Here is an 18,334-nt window from a genome sequence, read left to right as displayed (position 1 = left end):
ATGGGGTCGCCCCGCTCTGGCTTAGTAGCCCTGCTGGTGCACGTCCATCACGGCGCGGCCGGACGGGTCGGCCATCTCCTTGAACTTGGCATCCCACTCCAGCGCGGTGGGGGTGGAGCAGGCGACCGACTTGCCGTAGGGCACGGTACGGGCGGCGGCTTCCAGCGGGAAGTGCTCGTCGAAGATGGCGCGGTAGAAGTAGGCTTCCTTGGTGAGAGGGGTGTTGATGGGGAAGCGGAATGCAGCCGCTTCGAACATCTGATCCGTCACTTCCTGTTCCACCATGGCTTTCAGGCTGTCGATCCACGAATAACCTACGCCGTCGGAGAACTGTTCCTTCTGGCGCCATGCCACTTCGTGGGGCAGCAGATCTTCAAACGCTTCGCGCAGGATGTGCTTCTCGATCTTGCCTTTGCCACACATCTTGTCGGCAGGTTGCAGGCGCATCGCCACGTCCATGAACTCCTTGTCGAGGAAGGGCACGCGACCCTCCACACCCCAGGCTGCCATCGACTTGTTGGCGCGCAGGCAGTCATAGAGGTGCAAAGAGGCGAGCTTACGCACGTTCTCTTCGTGAAATTCGCGGGCGTTGGGCGCCTTGTGGAAGTAGAGGTAGCCGCCGAACAGCTCGTCGGAGCCTTCGCCGGAGAGCACCATCTTGATCCCCATCGCCTTGATGTAGCGTGCCATCAGATACATCGGCGTGGAGGCGCGGATGGTGGTGACGTCATAGGTCTCGAGGTGATAGATGACATCGCGCAGGGCATCCAGCCCCTCCTGCACGGTGAAGTGGATCTGGTGGTGGATGGTGCCGAGGTGATCAGCCACCTTGCGGGCGGCGGCGAGATCCGGCGACCCTTCCAGCCCTACGGCGAAGGAGTGCAGTTGCGGCCACCAGGCTTCACTCTTGCCATCGTCCTCGATGCGGCGTGCCGCATAGAGCTTGGTGATGGCGGAGATAACGGAGGAGTCCAGCCCGCCGGAGAGCAGCACGCCATAGGGCACGTCACACATCAGCTGGCGTTTGACCGCCGCTTCCAGCGCCGCTTTCAGCTCGGCCTTGTCGCTGACGTTGTGCTCGACCGCGCTGTATTCCATCCAGTCGCGCTTGTACCACTGTTTGAGCTCGCCATCCTTGCTCCACAGATAGTGTCCCGGCGGGAAGGTTTCGACGCTCTTGCAGACCGGCACCAGCGCCTTCATTTCGGAAGCGACATAGAAGTTGCCGTGCTCGTCACGACCGGTATAGAGGGGGATGATCCCCATGTGGTCGCGACCAATCAGGTAGGCATCCTGTTCGGCGTCATAAAGAATGAAGGCAAAGATGCCGTTGAGATCGTCGAGAAACGCCGGGCCCTTCTCCTTGTAAAGGGCCAGCAGCACTTCACAGTCGGATTTGGTCTGGAACTGGAAGTCGACCTTGAGGGTTTTCTCCAGCTCCTTGTGGTTGTAGATCTCGCCGTTGACCGCCAGCACATGGGTGCGCTCGGGGTTGTAGAGCGGCTGGGCGCCATTGCCCGGGTCGACGATGGCCAGGCGCTCGTGCACCAGGATGGCTTTGTCGGAGCTGTAGACGCCGGACCAGTCAGGCCCGCGGTGACGCAGTCGCTTGGACATCTCCAGCGCCGATTTGCGCAGGGCTACTGCATCGGACTTGATATCCAGAATGCCGAAAATTGAACACATTGGCGGTAATCCTCTTGATTTTTATATGAGCCCCCCACGTTTGGGCTCGAAATTCCATTTACATTCCTCGTCAGACACAATGCCTAGCGGAAAAACCTTTTGCAAGCGGGAAAACCGCAGAAAATCATGCCGTAAGCGTCAAGCAGATCAACAGGATAAGGGTTGCTGCAACGGGGCCGGGTGACGTGAACGTCAAGCTGAGGCGGGTTCGAAGATCACATAGACCTTGCGACAGGGGGTAAGGGTCTCCCACTCTCCGACAAAACCTGCCGGAATCACGAATTGATCGCCGGGTTTGAGGGCCAGCTGGCCGCCCAGATTGTCGTGGATCACCACATCCCCCTCCAGCAGTTGGCAATATTCGTGCTCGGTGTAGTGGATGGCCCAGCGGCCAGGCTCGCAAGCCCAGAAGCCGATGTGAAACTGCTGGCTGGGATCGGAGTAGTGGTTCCACACCGTCTGACTCGGGTTGCCCGCTTTAATGCGTTCGGGGGCTGGCATCAGCGGGGTAGGGGCCGCCTCGTGGCGGTCGAGCAAAATCCAGTCGTTGAGGGTCTTCATGGTGCCTCCTTGGCTTCGTCAGATAGGAAAGCGGGGCCATCCCGGCCCCGCGTTTGTTCGTTTTATTAAACGAGGTTATGCATAACTTAAACGATGCATCCTCACTTGCCAAGGGCCGCTGGTCGACGACTCAGAGCGGCTGCAAGCGGCGGATCACATGGCGGGCAAAGCCGCTGCCCGCCTCGTTGTAGACGTTGAACACCGCATCCACCCCCTGCTCCTGCAGGGAGGCGATATCATCCTCGAAGCGGACGATGGCGGCGATCTTGCCGTTGAATCCATGGCTGCGCAGCTTCTCGATGGCGTAGAGGTTACCCGAGTGGTGGGGCATCGCCAGCAGCACCAGATTGACCTGATTGGAGAGCAGCACCTTGTCCCAGAAGTCGGTATCGGTGGCATCCCCCTCGATGACGTTCATCCCCTGGGCGCGCAGGGTGGGTAGCTTCTCGCTGTCGTTCTCCACCCCGAGGATGACGTTGCCGTACTTGTTCTCCAGCTCGAAGTAGGCCCCCTGACCGATCCGCCCCATACCGAGGATGATCACCTCGGCATCACCAAGCTCTATGGGCCTGTCTTCCGGATGGAGGTTGCTCGCTTGCAATCCTCGCAGCCAGTGGCCGATGCGGTGATAAATGCGCTCGCTCTGGGCATTGAGCGGGGCAGAGATCATAAAGCTGGCCGCCAGTGCCAGCGAGACTGCCACCAGCCACTCGTGGGAGAGCCAGCCCGCCTTGGCGGCGATGGCGGCGACGATCAGGCCAAACTCCGAGAAGTTGGTGAGCGCCAGGGTCGAGAGCAGGGCGGTACGCACCCGCAGGTGTGCGCCGCTGTAGACCAGATAGTAGAGCGCGCTTTTGAGCGGCAGGGCCAGCACCAGCGCCAGCGCCAGCAACATGGTGTCGTGGGTCGGCAGGCCGTTGAGGCCGATGGTGAGAAAGAAGCAGACCAGAAAGAGGTCTTTGAGGTTGAAGAGCGCCTTGGCCAATCCCGCCGCCGCCGGATGAGAGGCGAGCAGCATGCCGATGATGAGGGCCCCCAGATCCGGTTTGAGGCCGACCACTTCAAAACCGGCGGCCCCGACCACCAGTGCCAGAAAGACTCCGAACAGCACCTGCAGCTCGCCGTGACCGGCCCGCTCCAGCAGCTTGAACAGCAGCGGGCGCAGCAGCGGCAATCCCAGCACCCAGAGCGCCCAGATGCTGGGCCACTTACCGCTGGAAAAGGCCAGAAATGCTACGGCGAACACGTCTTGCATGACCAGCACCCCGATGGCGATGCGGGCGTAGAGGGCATTCATGTCGCTGCGATCTTCCAGCACCTTGACCGCAAAGACAGTGCTGGAGAAGGAGAGGGCAAAGCCCAGCAGCAGCGCCAGTTTCCAGTCCAGCGAGAGGGCAAGTTCAAGCCCCAGTCCCTTGCAGACCAGCAGTACCACGGTAAAGAGCAGGGTGGAGAGCAGCAGGTGCAGGCTGGTGGTGCCCCACACATCGCGCCGCATCAGGGTCTTGATATTGAGCTTGAGACCGATGGTGAACAGCAGCAGGGTGACGCCGAGATCGGCCACCTCGCTCAGGGCGGGGGTATTTTCATATCCCATGCCGTTGAGGATAAAACCGGCGGCCAGAAAGCCGAGCAGGGGGGGCAGGCCAATCAGATTGACTACCATGCCGCAACCAAAAGCCACGGCGATCAGAATGGGTTCCATAACAGATCCTGCAAGGGCAGGAGAGACCTGCCCTGTTTAACGCTTGGGTGGTGATTAGACGATATCGATGTCGACCACGGAGTCGAAAATATGGTTCGGCCGAAATGGCATGCGGTCGATATCGGCGACCTTGCTCACCCCGGAGAGCACCAGCACAGTCTCGAGACCGGCCTGAAAGCCCGCCAGAATGTCGGTGCGCAGGTTGTCGCCGATGATGATGGTGTCGTCGGAGTGGGCCTCCATCCGGTTGAGCGCCGCACGGATGATCCAGGCGCTCGGTTTGCCAACATAAAACGGCTTCTTGCCGGTCATCCGTTCGATGGGGGCGCACAGGGCGCCGCAGGCCGGGTGCATCATGGGGCCGTGGGTATCGGGGTTGGTGGCGATAAAGCGGGCCCCCTGATCGACGAACTTGGCCCCCTGTTGCATCATGGTCCAGTTGTAGTTGCGGGTCTCGCCCACTACCACGAAGTCCGGGTCGATATCGGTGATAGTGAAACCGGCCTTGTAGAGCTCGTGGGTCAGGGCCCCTTCACCGATCACATACGCCTTCTTGCCATCCTGACGCTTGAGAAAGTCGGCGGTGCCCATGGCGGAGGTATAGAAGCACTCTTCGGGCACTTCGATCCCGGCGGAGCGGAAGCGGTTTTGCAGATCTTTCTGGGTCTGGGCCGGGTAGTTGGTGAGGAACAAGAGCTTGCTGCCCTGCTCCAGCAGGCGATGGACGAAACGGTCGGCACCGGGGATGAGATCGTTGTTGTGCAGGATAACACCGTCGATATCGCAGATGACGTTCTTCTTCATGAAAACTCCTTGTCAGGGCGCAGGCGAGTCGCCAATCGTTAAGATGTTCAATCATTTATGATTTTTGTGACGCCATTATAAGTCTGTTTGATGACAAGTCTCCCCTGTCTCGTCACTTCGGTGCACAATAAAGCTGCCGTCGGGTCAGTCTGGTGGAGGGGCTGACGCCGGATCACTTTGCTGATGGAGCCGTCGCTATGGACACCCCGATTCCCAAGCCAGTCACCCCCGAACACCTCACCGCCGCGCAATTTATCGCCGGACTGCCGAAGCTGGAGCTGCACCTGCATATCGAGGGCAGCCTCGAACCCGAGCTGATGTTTGAGCTGGGCCGCCGCAATAATGTGCCACTGCCCTGGCCCGATGTGGCCAGCGTGCGCGCCGCCTATGACTTTGACTGCCTGCAATCCTTTCTTGACCTCTACTATCGCGGCGCCAGCGTGCTGGTGACCGAGCAGGACTTCTTCGACCTCACCTGGGCCTATCTTGAGCGTTGCGCCGCCGACAAGGTGGTGCATGTGGAGATCTTCTTTGACCCGCAGACCCACACTGCCCGCGGTATCCCCTTTGCTACCGTGCTAGGTGGCATCGAGCGGGCGCTGCAGCGCGGGGAGCAGGAGTTTGGCATCAGCTGGCGCCTTATCATGAGCTTTTTGCGCCACCTGAGCGAGGAGGAGGCGTTCGCTACGTTGGCAGAGGCCATGCCCTTCCTGTCACGGATCCACGGCATCGGCCTCGACTCGGGGGAGAAGGGCAATCCGCCAACCAAGTTTGCCCGGATTTTTGCCAAATGCCGCGAGCTGGGGCTGCCGGTGGTGGCCCATGCGGGCGAAGAGGGGCCTGCCGACTACATCTGGCAGGCGATCAACGAGCTGCAGGTGTGCCGTATCGATCACGGGGTGCGCTCGGCCGATGATCCCGAGCTGCTGCGCTATCTGGCGGATACCCGCTTGCCGCTCACCGTCTGCCCCCTCTCCAACACCCGGCTCAAGGTGTTCGGCAATATGGCCCAGCACAATGTGTTGCGACTGCTGGAGCAGGGGCTCTGCGTCACCATCAACTCGGACGATCCCGCCTACTTTGGCGGCTATATGAATGCCAACTTTGTGGCGCTGGCCGATGGCCTTGGCGCGACCATGAGTCAGCTCTGTCGCTTGTCGCTCAATGCGGTGGAGGCGAGCTGGCTCTCTGTGGCCGACAAGGCGCGCCTGACTCGGGAGATCCGCAGTTATGCCGAGACTCACGGGGTGATCCTGCACTGAGTCAGGCGCCAATGAAGTCGAGATGAGATGCACTAGATATAAAGAGAGGCCCGCCATCACTGGCGGGCCTCTTTCGTTTCAATGGTCGGTGTGGTTATTAGGGAAGGTCAGCGTTATGCCACTCGCACCAGAAACTTCTCGCCCTGTCCTTCGCGCTTGAAGCGCTCGAGCAGGGTAGGCAGTGACTCAAAGTCGCCGACCACCAGCGGCGGCAGGGTCAGCTCGCCGCTCGCTATCTGCTCCATCATGGCGACCCCGGCGGCGACCAGTCGGCTCCACTGTTTGTCCGAGCCAAAGGCGTGCTGGGCACCCAGTGCAATCTCGTGTAACGAGTGGCAATGGGCAAAGGCGGGCAGCGGATTGTGCGGGATGCGCCCCAGCACAGTCACCATATGGCCGTAGTAGCCCAGCGCGGGCAGCAAGCTCTCTGCCTGTTGGCTGGAGACCAGATCGATGATCCCCTCGAACGGCTCGTTGCCGTTGGCCGCCTGCAAAGTGGCCAGCCACTCGGGATCCCGATAATCGGCCACCCCCTGCACGCCGATCTGTTTGAGCCAGTGATGGTGGCGTGGGCTGGCGCTGGCAAAGACTCGCGCTCCTTGCTGGAGGGCGAGCTGCACCGCAAAGCGGCCGACACTGCTGCCGGCGCCGGTGATGAGCAGCGCTTCCCCGTGCAGGCGCGGCAGCTTGGCCAGCGCCTGCCACGCAGTGAGGCCGGGACAGGGCAGGGCGGCGACCGCCTCGTCACTCAGGGCATCGGGCACTGGCAGCAGGGCGCGGGCTGGTACCCGGGTGTGGCGGGCAAAGCTGCCGTGGTGGCGCAGGTCGGTGTGATAGGCGACCCGGGCACCGAGGCGCAGATGGCTGACGTTGGCGCCGAGGGCCACGATAGTGCCCATGCCATCGACGCCGGGCACCTGACCCTCCTGCCAGTTGGAGTGGCCATATTCGATCAGCTTCCAGTCCACCGGGTTGAAAGCGATAACCCGGTTGGCTACCAGTACCTCGTCAGGGGCGAGCGGTGCCAGGGGCAGATCGGCGAGGGTAAGCTGGGTCGGTTCACCGGGGGCATGCCAGCACCAGGCTTGGGTGTGATTCATGATGACTCCTTGTGAAAGCGAGGGGAGAGAACAACGAGATCATTGCAACAGTGATTCGGTCAGTCATATCACTGTTGCTAATGGGCAACAATACGGCAGGCCCCTACCTGTGGGGCCTGCTTCACGTGGCCGATTAGTCATCGGCAATCAGTGGTTGACGGTTGCGTCATCAGCCTGATAGACGGGGTAGTCGGTCAGCCCTTCCTCGCCGCCGCCGAACAGGGTGGCCGGATCGTGGGGGGCCAGCGGATAGCCGTGGCGCAGCCGGTTCGGCAGATCCGGGTTGGCAACGAAGGGGCGGCCAAAGCCAATCATGTCGGCCCAGCCCGCGTCGAGGGCGGCGCGTGCGCGATCACCATCATATTTACCGGCGTAGATCAGGGTGTTGGGGAAGGCATCGCGCAGACCCAGCTTGAAGTTCTCCGGCATCAGGGGGGCATCGTCCCAGTCCGCCTCGGCAATGTGCAGGTAGACCACGTTGAGCTGGCCCAGCAGGCGGGCGGCCGCCAGATAGGTCTCCTGCGGATTGGCATCGACTGTGCCGTTGAGGGTGGTGAGCGGCGCAAGACGCACCCCGACACGTTCGACCCCGATTTCACTACTGACCGCCTCTGTCACCTCTTTGAGAAAGCGCAGCCGGTTTTCCAGCGATCCGCCATAACTGTCGGTGCGGGCGTTGGATTCGGAGTCGAGGAACTGGTTGATCAGATAACCGTTGGCGGCGTGCAGCTCGATGCCGTCAAAACCGGCGCTGATGGCGTTGCGGGCCGCCTGACGGAACTGGCCCACCACCGCATCGATATCGGCTTGAGTCATGGCGCGCGGAGTGACGGTCTCGACAAAGCCGGGGGCATCGCTGCCGTTATCGACGAACACCTTGACTCCCACTGCGGGCAGGGCTGAAGCGGAGATGGGCTGGGCGCCGCCGATGTTGTCCGGATGGGTGACCCGGCCCACGTGCCAGAGCTGGGCGAAGATGGTGCCCCCCTTGGCGTGCACGGCATCGGTCACCAGTTTCCAGCCAGCGATCTGCTCTGCGCTGTAGATGCCAGGCGTCCAGGCGTAGCCCTTGCCCATGGGGTCGATTTGGGTGCCTTCGCTGATGATCAGGCCCGCCTCGGCGCGCTGGGCGTAGTAGCTCGCCATCATGGCGTTGGCCACATCACCGGGCTGACTGGCACGGGAGCGGGTCATGGGGGGCATGACGATGCGGTTGGCAAGGTGCAGCTGGCCAAGGCGCAGGGGGCAGAACAGGTGATCGTGGCTCATCTTGAGTTCCTCATGGTGGAAGTTAGGCCACTTTATGCCGCCATCTTGTTGTGAAAAAGAGGGGTAATTGCACAAGAGAATTGTGCTTGATGCAGCAATCAGCACAAACCGCCGGGAAAGAAGGCGTTGAGGCATAAAGTTGAAGCATAAAAAAGAGGGCCGTCTGGCCCTCTTCTGTATTCTGCTGGTGGCAGGCTCAAGCCGCGGCGGGCATCACTTTCACCCGCTCGATGCGCCGCTCGCTCACCTCGATCACCTCGAAGTTGAGCTGCTGCAGTTGCAACTGCTGACCCGGGGTGGGCAGAGTGCCGAAGTGGGAGAGCAGCATGCCCGCCAGGGTCACGTATTCATCGCTCTCGCTCACCAGCCCCTCGTGCTCCAGCACCTGCTCCACATGGTGGATGTTGGTGCTGCCGTTGATCAGCCACCCTTCGCCATCGCGCACGATATCCGGGGTTTCGTCCTCGTCCGGCAGCTCGCCGACGATGGCCTCCAGCAGATCGTGGGTGGTGACCAGCCCCTGGATCACGCCAAACTCGTCGGAGACCAGAATAAGGCTCCCCTTGGCTTTGCGCAGCTCCGCCAGCAGACGGATCACGTTGATGGTCTGCGGCACGATAATGGGATCGTTCTGCTTGGCCAGTTCGCTCAAGGATTGCCCTTCGTTCAAGGCAAACAGCAGATCGCGCGCCTTGACCACTCCGATCACCTCGTCCAGATCCCCGTCACAGATGGGGAACAGGCTGTGGGGTTCGCGCTGCAGCAGGGCGCGGATCTCGTCGCTGGAGTCGTTGATATCAATCCAGGCCATCTCCGAGCGCGGGGTCATGATGGTGCGAATGGAGCGCTCGGCCAGCGACAGCACCCCGGTCACCATATAGCGCTCCTCCTCGCCAAAGCTGAGCGGCTCGGCAGGTGCGGCATCCAGATCGTCATCCGGTCTGTCCTGATAGGCCTTGCTGCCCATCAGCTTGAAGATGGCGGCGGTGGTGCGCTCGCGCAGGGGCTGTTTGGATTCGTGACGCATGGCGCTGCGTTGGGCCAGCTGGTTGAAAAACTCGATCAGCACCGAGAAGCCGATGGCTGCGTAGAGGTAGCCTTTCGGAATATGAAAACCGAACCCTTCCGCCACCAGGCTGAAGCCGATCATCAGCAGGAAACTCAGACAGAGCACCACCACGGTCGGGTGGGCGTTGACGAAGCGGGTCAGCGGCTTGGAGGCGAGCACCATCACCACCATGGCGATGGTCACGGCGGCCATCATGACGCCCAGATGATCTACCATGCCGACGGCGGTGATGATGGAGTCGAGCGAGAAGACCGCATCCAGCACCAGAATTTGGGCGATCACCACGCCGAAGCTGGCGTAGGCGCCGACCGGGCCGTCATCGTGGGGTTTGGCTTCCAGCCGCTCATGTAGCTCGGAGGTGGCCTTGAACAGCAGGAACAGGCCGCCCCCCATCAGGATCAGGTCCCGACCGGAGAAGGGGTGATCCCACAGGTGCAAAATCGGGGTGGTGAGGGTGACCAGCCATGACATGACACTCAAGAGCCCAAGTCGCATCAGCAGGGCCAGCGACAGGCCGATGATGCGCGCCTTGTCCCGTTGGGCGGGGGGCAGTTTTTTCACCAGAATGGCGATAAAGACCAGGTTGTCGATCCCCAGCACGATTTCCAGAATGATCAGGGTAAACAGACCAATCCAGATATGGGGATCCAGCAGCAATTCCATTGTATGACCTCAATAAAAACAGACAGAGCAGAGAGTAATCACGGCGCGCGATGGCCGCAGTAACAGCAAGGCAAAGGTGTTATTTAGAGGCGCTGATTAAGCAGAAAAAGATAGGCTTTGACAGAGAGAGACGAAGGGCAACTTCGGGGATTGTCCATGATGGGCAATAAAACCTCGGGTGAAAAATGAGCCCTGATGATAGCGGCTGGCGCCAATTTGGCAAGAGCAGTGTCAGTGGGGCGTGATGGGGTTGTGATGCGACAGGGGGAGGCGGCGGTGCCACGCTCCCCCGTGCGGTCGTTACAACCAGCGCTTTTCGCGGGTGAAACAGACCGACAGCCAGGCATCCCCAAGGGTATCGCCAAGGCGAGACCAGAGCTCCTGACGCAGGGCATCCTGACGTTCGACGGGCCACTCCTGACCCGGCGCCACCAGAATGTTCAATTCCAGATCGAAGCGGCGACCGCTTTTGGCCAGATGGCTGTAGCACTCGATGCCATGGCGCTGGCGCAGCGCCTCGATCTCCTGCTCGACTTGCCGTGGCACATCTCCCTTGGGGGCGATCTTCAACACTTCCCGCAGGTTGCGACCGAGCACCTTGATGGGAATGAGGGTGGCACAGAGGGCCAGCAGCGAGACCAGCACCGGGTCTATGTAGCGGTTGTATTGGCCGTAGCCGATGGCATCAAGGCCAATGGCGACTACGAAACCGATAAGCAGGGTGGCGCTGAGCAGGGTATCCACCAGCCACTCCTTGGAGTCGACCCGCACCAGCTCGGAGTCTACCTGTTCGGCAACCTGGGCTTCGATGCGATAGATGATGGCGCAGAAGAAGGTGGAGACGGCGGCATATATAAGGGCGTGGCCGAGATCGATCTCCCGTCCGCCATCCAGCAGGGTGGTGATGCCGCTATAGAGAGCGCCAAGGCAGAGCAGCAAGATAATGGCGCCATTGATGACGTTGGTGATGGGCTCGAAGTGGGCGTAGCCGTACTGGAAGCGCGCATCGGAAGGGCGGGTAACGAGATAGGCAGTGACCAGACCGAGGCCTGTCATGCCCATGCTGAACAGGGTGAAGATACCATCGAGCATGATGGCGTTGGAACCGACGAAGAGGCCGTAGCCGATGCCGAAGATGGCAAAGGTGATACAACCGAACAGCGACAGGGTAAGCGCCTGTTTTTCGGTGGTGACCAGCGTACTGATAACATGGCTGTGGTGAGCCATAAAAGTCCTCCTTTCAAATGGTGAATATTGCCAAGCGCAAGCGGTTTTCTAGCTGATATACTGCCCGCTCACATGTGAGCGGACTGGCCTGATTGCCATTGACAGGCGGCTGGCCAGTCGTAGTCGCCGGGGTGCCGGCATCAAGCAAAATAAGGGAACAAGGATTCATGATCCCGAGACTCGATTACCAGGACAGTTTGTCACCCACAACCCTGTCGTTCCTAGAGTTGCTAGGGCGCAGCGCCTTTCGTGGTGATATCGAAAAGTCTTATGCAAGCCGGTTGGCGATGGCGACGGATAACAGCGTCTATCAGGTAGTACCTCAGGCGGTTCTCTATCCGCGCAGTGCGGACGACATAGCAGCAATGCTCAAGCTGGCCGCAGAGCCGGCGTTCGCCTCCTTGAGTTTTTTCCCTCGCGGTGGCGGTACCGGCACCAATGGCCAGTCATTGGGCGGCGGCATTATCGTCGATCTCTCCCGTTATATGAACCAGATCATGGAAATTAATCTGGAGGAGGGGTGGGTGCGTGCCCAGGCCGGGGTGGTGAAAGACCAGCTCAACGCCTATCTCAAGCCCCACGGTTACTTTTTCTCGCCGGATCTCTCCACCTCCAATCGCGCCACCTTAGGGGGCATGATCAACACCGATGCCTCGGGGCAGGGGTCTCTGGTCTACGGCAAAACCTCGGATCACGTGCTGGGCCTCAAAGCCGTGCTGGAGAATGGCGACATCATGGCGACCGAGCCGCTGACCGGTGAGCGACTGGCCGACAAGCTGGCGCTGGAGAATCGGGAAGGGGAGATCTATCGCACCCTCTATCGTATCGGCAAGGAGCGCCGCGCCGACATCGAGGCGACCTTCCCCAAGCTCAACCGCTTTCTGACCGGCTACGATCTCAAGCACCTCTATCAACCCGATACCGATACGCTGGATGTGAGTCGGGTGCTGTGCGGCTCGGAAGGATCCTTGGGCTTTATCACCGAAGCCAAACTCAATATCACCCCCATCCCGCGCTACCGCACCCTGGTCAACGTCAAGTACGACAGCTTCCCCTCCGCCCTGCGCAATGCCCCCTTTATGGTGCAGGCGCAGGCTCTCTCGGTGGAGACGGTGGACTCCCGGGTGCTCGGGCTGGCCCGCGCCGACATCATCTGGCATTCGGTGAAAGAACTTATTCAGGATGTGCCCGGCAAGGATCTGCAGGGACTCAACATTGTCGAGTTTGCCGACACCGATGAGGCAGAACACAAGGCCAAGGTGGCGGAGCTCTGCCGCCGTATCGACAATCTGCTCGCCAAGGGGGAGGCGGGGATCATCGGCTATCAGGTGTGTGACCACCTGCCGAGCATCGAGACCATCTACACCATGCGCAAGAAGTCGGTGGGGCTGCTGGGCAACGCCGAAGGACGCAAGAAGCCGGTGGCCTTCACCGAAGATACCGCCGTGCCGCCAGAGTCACTGGCCGATTTCATCATGGAGTTTCGCGCTCTGCTGGATGCCCACGGCCTCGACTACGGCATGTTTGGCCACGTTGATGCCGGTGTGCTGCACGTGCGCCCGGCGCTCGATTTGTGCGATCCCGAGCAGGAGGTGCTGCTGCGCCGCATCTCCGATCAGGTGGTAGCGCTCACTGCCAAATATGGCGGCTTGATGTGGGGCGAGCACGGCAAGGGCTTTCGCTCCGAATACAGCCCCGCCTTCTTTGGCGAACTGTGGGAAGAGCTGCAGCGGGTCAAGGGGGTATTCGACCCGGGCAACCGCATCAACCCGGGCAAGATCTGTATCCCCTATGGTAGCGGCGCCGAGCTGGTGTCGGTGGATGGCCCCAAACGCGGCAAGTATGATCGCCAGATCCCGCTCGCGGTGCGCACCAGCTACACCCGCGCCATGGATTGCAACGGCAACGGTCTCTGCTTCACCTTCGAGACCGACTCCCCCATGTGCCCCTCGGTCAAGATCAGCCGTGATCGTCGCCACTCCCCCAAGGGGCGGGCGGGCCTGATGCGTGAATGGTTGCGTCAGCTGGCAGAGCAGGGCTTCGACCCGTTGGCGGAAGAGGTGGCGCTGCAATCCGGTGGTGTGCGCTTTAAACAGCTGGTGGACAAGGTGCGCAACAGCTGGGCCAAACAGCGCGGCGAGTATGACTTCTCCCACGAGGTGATGGAGGCGATGGCTGGCTGTCTGGCCTGCAAGGCGTGCACCAGCCAGTGCCCGATCAAGGTGGATGTGCCCGATTTTCGCGCCCGCTTTATGCAGCTTTATCATGGCCGCTACCTGCGCGCCCCCAAGGATTACTTCGTCGGCACGGTGGAGAGCTATGCGCCGTTGCTTGCCAAGGCGCCGAAGCTGGTCAACTTTTTCCTCGAAAAAGAGTGGGCCCAGAAGGCGACCGAGAAGAGCATCGGCATGGTGGATGTGCCGCTGCTCTCAGTGCCGACCCTTGCCGAGAGCCTGCACGATAACCGTGCCCGCTATTTTGATCTGCCGGGACTGGAGCGGATGAGCGTCGAGCAGCGCAAGCAGGTGGTGCTCATCGTGCAGGATCCCTTCACCAGTTATTACGACGCCCCTGTGGTGCGCGACCTGGTGAAACTCGCCAGCAAGCTCGGCTTCCAGCCCTACTTGCTGCCCTTTAAACCCAACGGTAAACCCCAGCATATCAAGGGGTTCCTGCGCGCCTTTGCCCGTACAGCGGCCAACAGCGCCCAGTTCCTCAACAAGGTGGCGGCGCTTGGCATTCCCATGGTGGGGGTGGATCCGGCCATGGTGCTCTGCTATCGCGACGAGTATGCCAAGGCGCTGGGGTCGGCCCGCGGTGATTTTCAGGTGTTGTTGCCGCAGGAGTGGCTGCTCTCGCTGCCAGCAGATCAACTGCCTGCTCGCACTGACAAGACCAAGAGCGAGGAGGGGGGCGAGCCCTGGTATCTCTTTGCCCACTGCACCGAGAAGACCGCCAAGCCCTCCACTCACGGCGACTGGAGCACCCTGTTTGGCCGCTTCGGGGCCAGCTTGCAGCCAGTCTCTGTGGGTTGCTGCGGTATGGCGGGCACCTATGGTCACGACGTCAAACAGGTGGAGAACTCCAAGGGCATTTATGGGTTGAGCTGGGCTGACCCGCTAGCCCGTCTACCCAAAGCGCGCTGTCTGGCGACCGGCTATTCGTGCCGCAGTCAGGTCAAGCGGATGGAGGGGGAAAAGCTCAAACATCCATTGCAAGCCCTGCTGGAGCTGCTCTGATGCTGACGTTTCCCAAGCGGTTTCGGGTGCCGAAGGCCTATCGGCACCCGCGTTTCTTGCTATTACCCGCCACCCCCGCTCAGGCGGTGGTGGAGTTTGTCGCCATCCTGCGCGAGCGTGAGCAGCTCCATCAGCTGTTTCGCCCGAATGATATCTGGCCCTCCGCCAACTTCAGCCTGAGCCAGCACGAAGGGGATCTGGAGTGGCAGCAGTCGGAGTTTCTGGCCAAGCGCTCCTTTGCCTATGGCCTCTGGAGCCCGGATCGGGAGCCGCAATTCTGGGGCGGGGTTTATCTCTACCCCTCGGTGTTGCCTGAGGTAGCGGTGGAGCTCTTCTTCTGGAAGGTGGCCGAGGCGCCAATCACGGATGAGGAGCTGGAGATTCAGCTGCGCGACTGGCTCGCCAACGTTTGGCAGTGGCCAGACCCCCGCTTGCCGGGGCGAGAAGTGCCCTGGGCTGAGTGGCCCGGCGTTACCTACCCCTGGTGACATCCCGCTTAAGGGCATGATTGTGTAACACGCAGTTCCGAGTCGGGGCTGCGTTGTTAACATGTCACCCGGTAACCAACAACTCATATAACCGAACCATTTTGTCGATGGAGGGCGTTTCACTCATATCGGTACGCATTCATCGCTTACATAAGGAGTCTGCTCGCAATGAGTCACGATATTGCGCCCATCTGGCGTAAACCCATGAGTCTGGAGGGGCTCAACGCCACCTCTCGCAACACCCTGATGGCCCATCTCGATATCGTCTACACGGCTTTTGGCTCCGATTGGCTGGAAGCGATCATGCCGGTGGATCACCGTACGCACCAGCCCCTTGGCATGCTGCATGGCGGCGCATCCGTGGTGCTGGCGGAAACCTTGGGATCGATTGCCGCCAATATGGCTGTGGGGCCAGATAGCTACTGTGTGGGGTTGGAGGTGAATGCCAACCATCTGCGGGCCAAACGGGAAGGGGTGGTGACCGGGCGTTGCGCGCCGCTCCATCTGGGAGCAACAACTCAGGTGTGGCAGATTGAAATTCGGGACGAACGTGAGCGTTTATTGTGCACCAGCCGACTGACCATGGCGGTGCTCAAACACAAGCGGGGCAAGGACTCCAGCGAGGAGTGATCTGCAATAACGCACTATGAGTGCAAAATAAGCAAGCCATACTCGCCAGATCCCTCTATAATTGCCAACGTCTTGAGAGGCTTATCACATTTTTCAAGACAGCAGAACAAAGTGGCGCTATAATCGCCGCCTTTTTGCTATTCCGCGGTGTTAGCCGCCTGCCTTAATCTGGAAGAATCTATGTCTGATACCGAACAACTGCCCCTTTTTAGTGAGCTTGGACTGGCCGCGCCTGTATTGAAAGCGCTGCAGGACGTGGGCTATGAGCGCCCGTCACCGATCCAGGCCGCAGCAATTCCCCACCTGATGGCGGGACACGATCTGCTGGGGCAGGCGCAAACCGGTACAGGGAAGACCGCTGCTTTTGCCTTGCCTCTGTTGTCTCGTCTGGAAGCTGGTAACCGCAACACCCAGATCCTGGTGCTGGCGCCTACCCGCGAACTGGCGCTGCAGGTGGCTGAAGCGTGCCAACGCTATGCACACCACATGCCTGATTTCCACGTGCTGCCGATCTACGGTGGTGCCTCCTACGAAACCCAGACCCGCGCCCTGCGTCGTGGTGCCCAGGTTGTCGTCGGTACTCCGGGCCGCGTGATGGATCTGATCCGTCGCAAGAACTTGGATCTCTCCGGCCTGAAAGCTCTGGTACTGGACGAAGCTGATGAAATGCTGCGTATGGGCTTCATCGACGACGTGGACTGGATCATGGAGCAGTGCCCGAGCTCTCGTCAGGTTGCTCTGTTCTCTGCCACCATGCCGGAGCAGATCCGTCGCGTGGCCCAGAAGCACCTGAAGCAGCCCAAAGAGATCAAGATCGCCTCCAAGACTGCTACCGCTACCACTATTCGCCAGCGTTACTGGCAGGTAACCGGTCTGCACAAGCTGGACGCCATGACCCGCCTGCTGGAAGTGGAATCCTACGAAGCCCTGCTGGTATTCGTACGTACCAAGAACGCTGCCGAAGAGCTGGCTGGCAAGCTGGCCGCACGTGGCCACGCCTGTGAAGCGCTGCACGGTGACATCCCGCAGAAGCTGCGTGAGCGTACCGTTGACAAGCTGCGTCAGGGCCAGCTGGACATCCTGATCGCCACCGACGTGGTTGCCCGTGGTCTGGACGTTGAGCGTATCACCCACGTAGTGAACTACGACATTCCGTACGACACCGAATCCTACGTTCACCGTATCGGCCGTACCGGTCGTGCCGGTCGCAAGGGCGAGGCCATCCTGTTCGTGGCTCCGCGCGAGCGCCGCATGCTGCGCGCCATCGAGCACGCAACCCGTCAGGCCATCGAGCCGATGAAGATGCCGAGCACCGAGGACATCAACCAGCATCGTCTGGCCAAGTTCAAAGAGCGCATCCGCGAAACCATGATGGGCGAAGAGCTCGAGATCTACCACAACCTGGTAAACGAGCTGATCGAAGAAGATTCTGCCGATCCGCTGGAGCTGGCTGCCGCACTGGCCAAGCTGGTACAGGGCGACCAACCGCTGCTGCTGGATGACTCCATCCCGGATCCGCTGTTCAACAACAGCAACGATCGTGGTGGCTTCGAGCGTCGTGACTTCAACGATCGCGGCGGTCGTGACTTCGGTGACCGTGGCGATCGTCCGGCCCGTCGCATGCCGTCCCTGGAGCCGCGTCCGCTGAAAGACAACCCGGACGTGGAGATGGAGCGCTACCGTGTCGACGTGGGTGCCCATCACGGCGTCAAGCCGGGCCAGATCGTGGGCGCCATCGCCAACGAAGCGAATATCGAGAGCCGCTTCATCGGCAACATCGACATCGCTGACGACTTCTCCACCGTTGACCTGCCCAAGGGCATTAGCGCCGATGTGCTGGAAGTGATCAAGAAAGCCCGTGTTTGCCAGCGTCCGCTGCAGATCACTCGCTACACCGAGGTGCCGGCCGGTGGCAACACCAGCAGCCGTCCGCCGCGCGGTGATCGTCCGTTCCGTGGCGACCGTCCTTTCAACAAGGATCGCCGTCCGCAGGGTGACCGTCCGTTCAACAAGGATCGCCGCGAAGGTGGTTTCAACAAAGATCGCAAATTCGGTGGCAAGCGCCGCGAAAGCTGATTGCTGATCCCGTTATGAAGAAGGCCGCTCATTGAGCGGCCTTTTTTTGTGCCAGCCTCTCGCGAGGCGGTAAGGTGCTGGTGCGCCGAGGATAACAGGAAAACTGTGCTCAGAACCTTGTGGTGAGCGCTCAGGCTGCCATAAAGCTGTCATGCTGAGGAGATAGATGACGCCGACGTGGCATGCCTCACCATCGCCCTGAGGGTGGTTTGCTGGGTACCCGTCGCTGAGCGTTAGAAAAGGGGGGCATGCCGGCTAATGACACAACGGCGATGAGCAAGCCCATGCCCAACCAGCTGCTCCATGGGAAGTGCCGGGGAGGTGTTGCTCATACAGGCGATGGTCTGGCGAGAGTGCTCACCTGTTTTTGTCGTTGTTGCCGTTGTCGGCACCGATGTTTGTGTTTTCCGGAAAGCAAAAAACCGACCCTGAGGTCGGTTTTTTTAATTTGGCGGTGAGGGAGGGATTCGAACCCTCGATACGTTGCCGTATACACACTTTCCAGGCGTGCTCCTTCAGCCACTCGGACACCTCACCAAATTTTCGTTCACTGCG

13 protein-coding genes and 1 tRNA gene are annotated in these 18,334 nt (G+C 60.5%); 5 read left to right on the top strand and 9 right to left on the bottom strand.

What is annotated here, in order from left to right; translation table 11 throughout:
• Positions 1-21: 21 nt before the first annotated feature.
• The 4 genes from asnB to G5380_RS08695 all read right to left on the bottom strand — a co-directional run bounded on the left by asnB (position 22) and on the right by G5380_RS08695 (position 4,756).
• Entirely contained in the window at positions 22-1,686 is a 1,665-nt protein-coding gene (gene asnB, locus G5380_RS08710) for an asparagine synthase B (protein ID WP_005361356.1), read from the bottom strand.
• 192 nt (positions 1,687-1,878) lie between these two features.
• Positions 1,879-2,247: a cupin domain-containing protein gene (locus G5380_RS08705; RefSeq protein ID WP_421352652.1), complete on the bottom strand. Its 369-nt coding sequence runs from the start codon at positions 2,245-2,247 to the stop codon at positions 1,879-1,881.
• Positions 2,248-2,377: 130 nt separating this feature from the next.
• Positions 2,378-3,952, bottom strand: a complete 1,575-nt coding sequence (locus G5380_RS08700; protein ID WP_069555033.1) for a cation:proton antiporter family protein — start codon at positions 3,950-3,952, stop codon at positions 2,378-2,380.
• A gap of 54 nt (positions 3,953-4,006) precedes the next feature.
• Positions 4,007-4,756 (bottom strand): HAD-IIA family hydrolase, encoded by a 750-nt coding sequence (locus tag G5380_RS08695; protein ID WP_005337281.1) that lies wholly within the window; start codon positions 4,754-4,756, stop codon positions 4,007-4,009.
• Positions 4,757-4,953: 197 nt separating this feature from the next.
• On the opposite strand from G5380_RS08695, the gene G5380_RS08690 reads away from it, so the two are divergent.
• Positions 4,954-6,018, top strand: coding sequence for an adenosine deaminase (locus tag G5380_RS08690; RefSeq protein WP_263083988.1), 1,065 nt, complete (start codon positions 4,954-4,956; stop codon positions 6,016-6,018).
• A 113-nt stretch (positions 6,019-6,131) separates the two neighbouring features.
• Here the strand turns inward: G5380_RS08690 and G5380_RS08685 are convergent, their stop codons facing one another.
• The 4 genes from G5380_RS08685 to G5380_RS08670 all read right to left on the bottom strand — a co-directional run bounded on the left by G5380_RS08685 (position 6,132) and on the right by G5380_RS08670 (position 11,346).
• Positions 6,132-7,118 carry a zinc-binding dehydrogenase gene (locus tag G5380_RS08685; protein WP_100645594.1) on the bottom strand — a complete coding sequence of 329 codons (987 nt, stop codon included), beginning with the start codon at positions 7,116-7,118 and terminating at the stop codon, positions 6,132-6,134.
• A 147-nt stretch (positions 7,119-7,265) separates the two neighbouring features.
• Positions 7,266-8,387, bottom strand: coding sequence for an alkene reductase (locus G5380_RS08680; RefSeq protein ID WP_263083987.1), 1,122 nt, complete (start codon positions 8,385-8,387; stop codon positions 7,266-7,268).
• Between the two features lie 196 nt (positions 8,388-8,583).
• Complete coding sequence (locus tag G5380_RS08675) at positions 8,584-10,119, bottom strand: TerC family protein (protein ID WP_216953374.1); 1,536 nt, start codon at positions 10,117-10,119, stop codon at positions 8,584-8,586.
• A gap of 300 nt (positions 10,120-10,419) precedes the next feature.
• A complete protein-coding gene (locus G5380_RS08670; protein ID WP_005352774.1) occupies positions 10,420-11,346 on the bottom strand; it encodes a cation diffusion facilitator family transporter in 927 nt (308 codons plus the stop codon).
• Positions 11,347-11,513: 167 nt separating this feature from the next.
• Between G5380_RS08670 and G5380_RS08665 the strand changes: the two genes are divergently transcribed.
• From G5380_RS08665 to G5380_RS08650, 4 genes are all read left to right on the top strand, one after another.
• Positions 11,514-14,585, top strand: a complete 3,072-nt coding sequence (locus G5380_RS08665; protein ID WP_421209152.1) for an FAD-binding and (Fe-S)-binding domain-containing protein — start codon at positions 11,514-11,516, stop codon at positions 14,583-14,585.
• On the top strand, positions 14,585-15,073 hold the full coding sequence (locus G5380_RS08660) for a hypothetical protein (protein ID WP_421209153.1): 489 nt from the start codon (positions 14,585-14,587) through the stop codon (positions 15,071-15,073). Before G5380_RS08665 ends, G5380_RS08660 begins: the two co-directional genes overlap by 1 nt.
• A 168-nt stretch (positions 15,074-15,241) precedes the next feature.
• Positions 15,242-15,703, top strand: a complete 462-nt coding sequence (locus tag G5380_RS08655) for a hotdog fold thioesterase (RefSeq protein ID WP_216953377.1) — start codon at positions 15,242-15,244, stop codon at positions 15,701-15,703.
• A gap of 180 nt (positions 15,704-15,883) precedes the next feature.
• Positions 15,884-17,779, top strand: coding sequence for a DEAD/DEAH box helicase (locus tag G5380_RS08650; RefSeq protein ID WP_199258754.1), 1,896 nt, complete (start codon positions 15,884-15,886; stop codon positions 17,777-17,779).
• Between the two features lie 449 nt (positions 17,780-18,228).
• Here G5380_RS08650 and G5380_RS08645 read toward each other — a convergent pair.
• A tRNA-Ser gene (locus G5380_RS08645) sits at positions 18,229-18,316 on the bottom strand.
• Between the last annotated feature and the right edge of the window lie 18 nt (positions 18,317-18,334).

Origin of the sequence: Aeromonas sp. 604443, assembly GCF_049170315.1 — a bacterium.
Lineage (GTDB): Bacteria > Pseudomonadota > Gammaproteobacteria > Enterobacterales > Aeromonadaceae > Aeromonas > Aeromonas veronii_A.
Note: the sequence above shows the minus strand (reverse complement) of the source record. Positions and strands in the feature narration are given on the sequence as shown.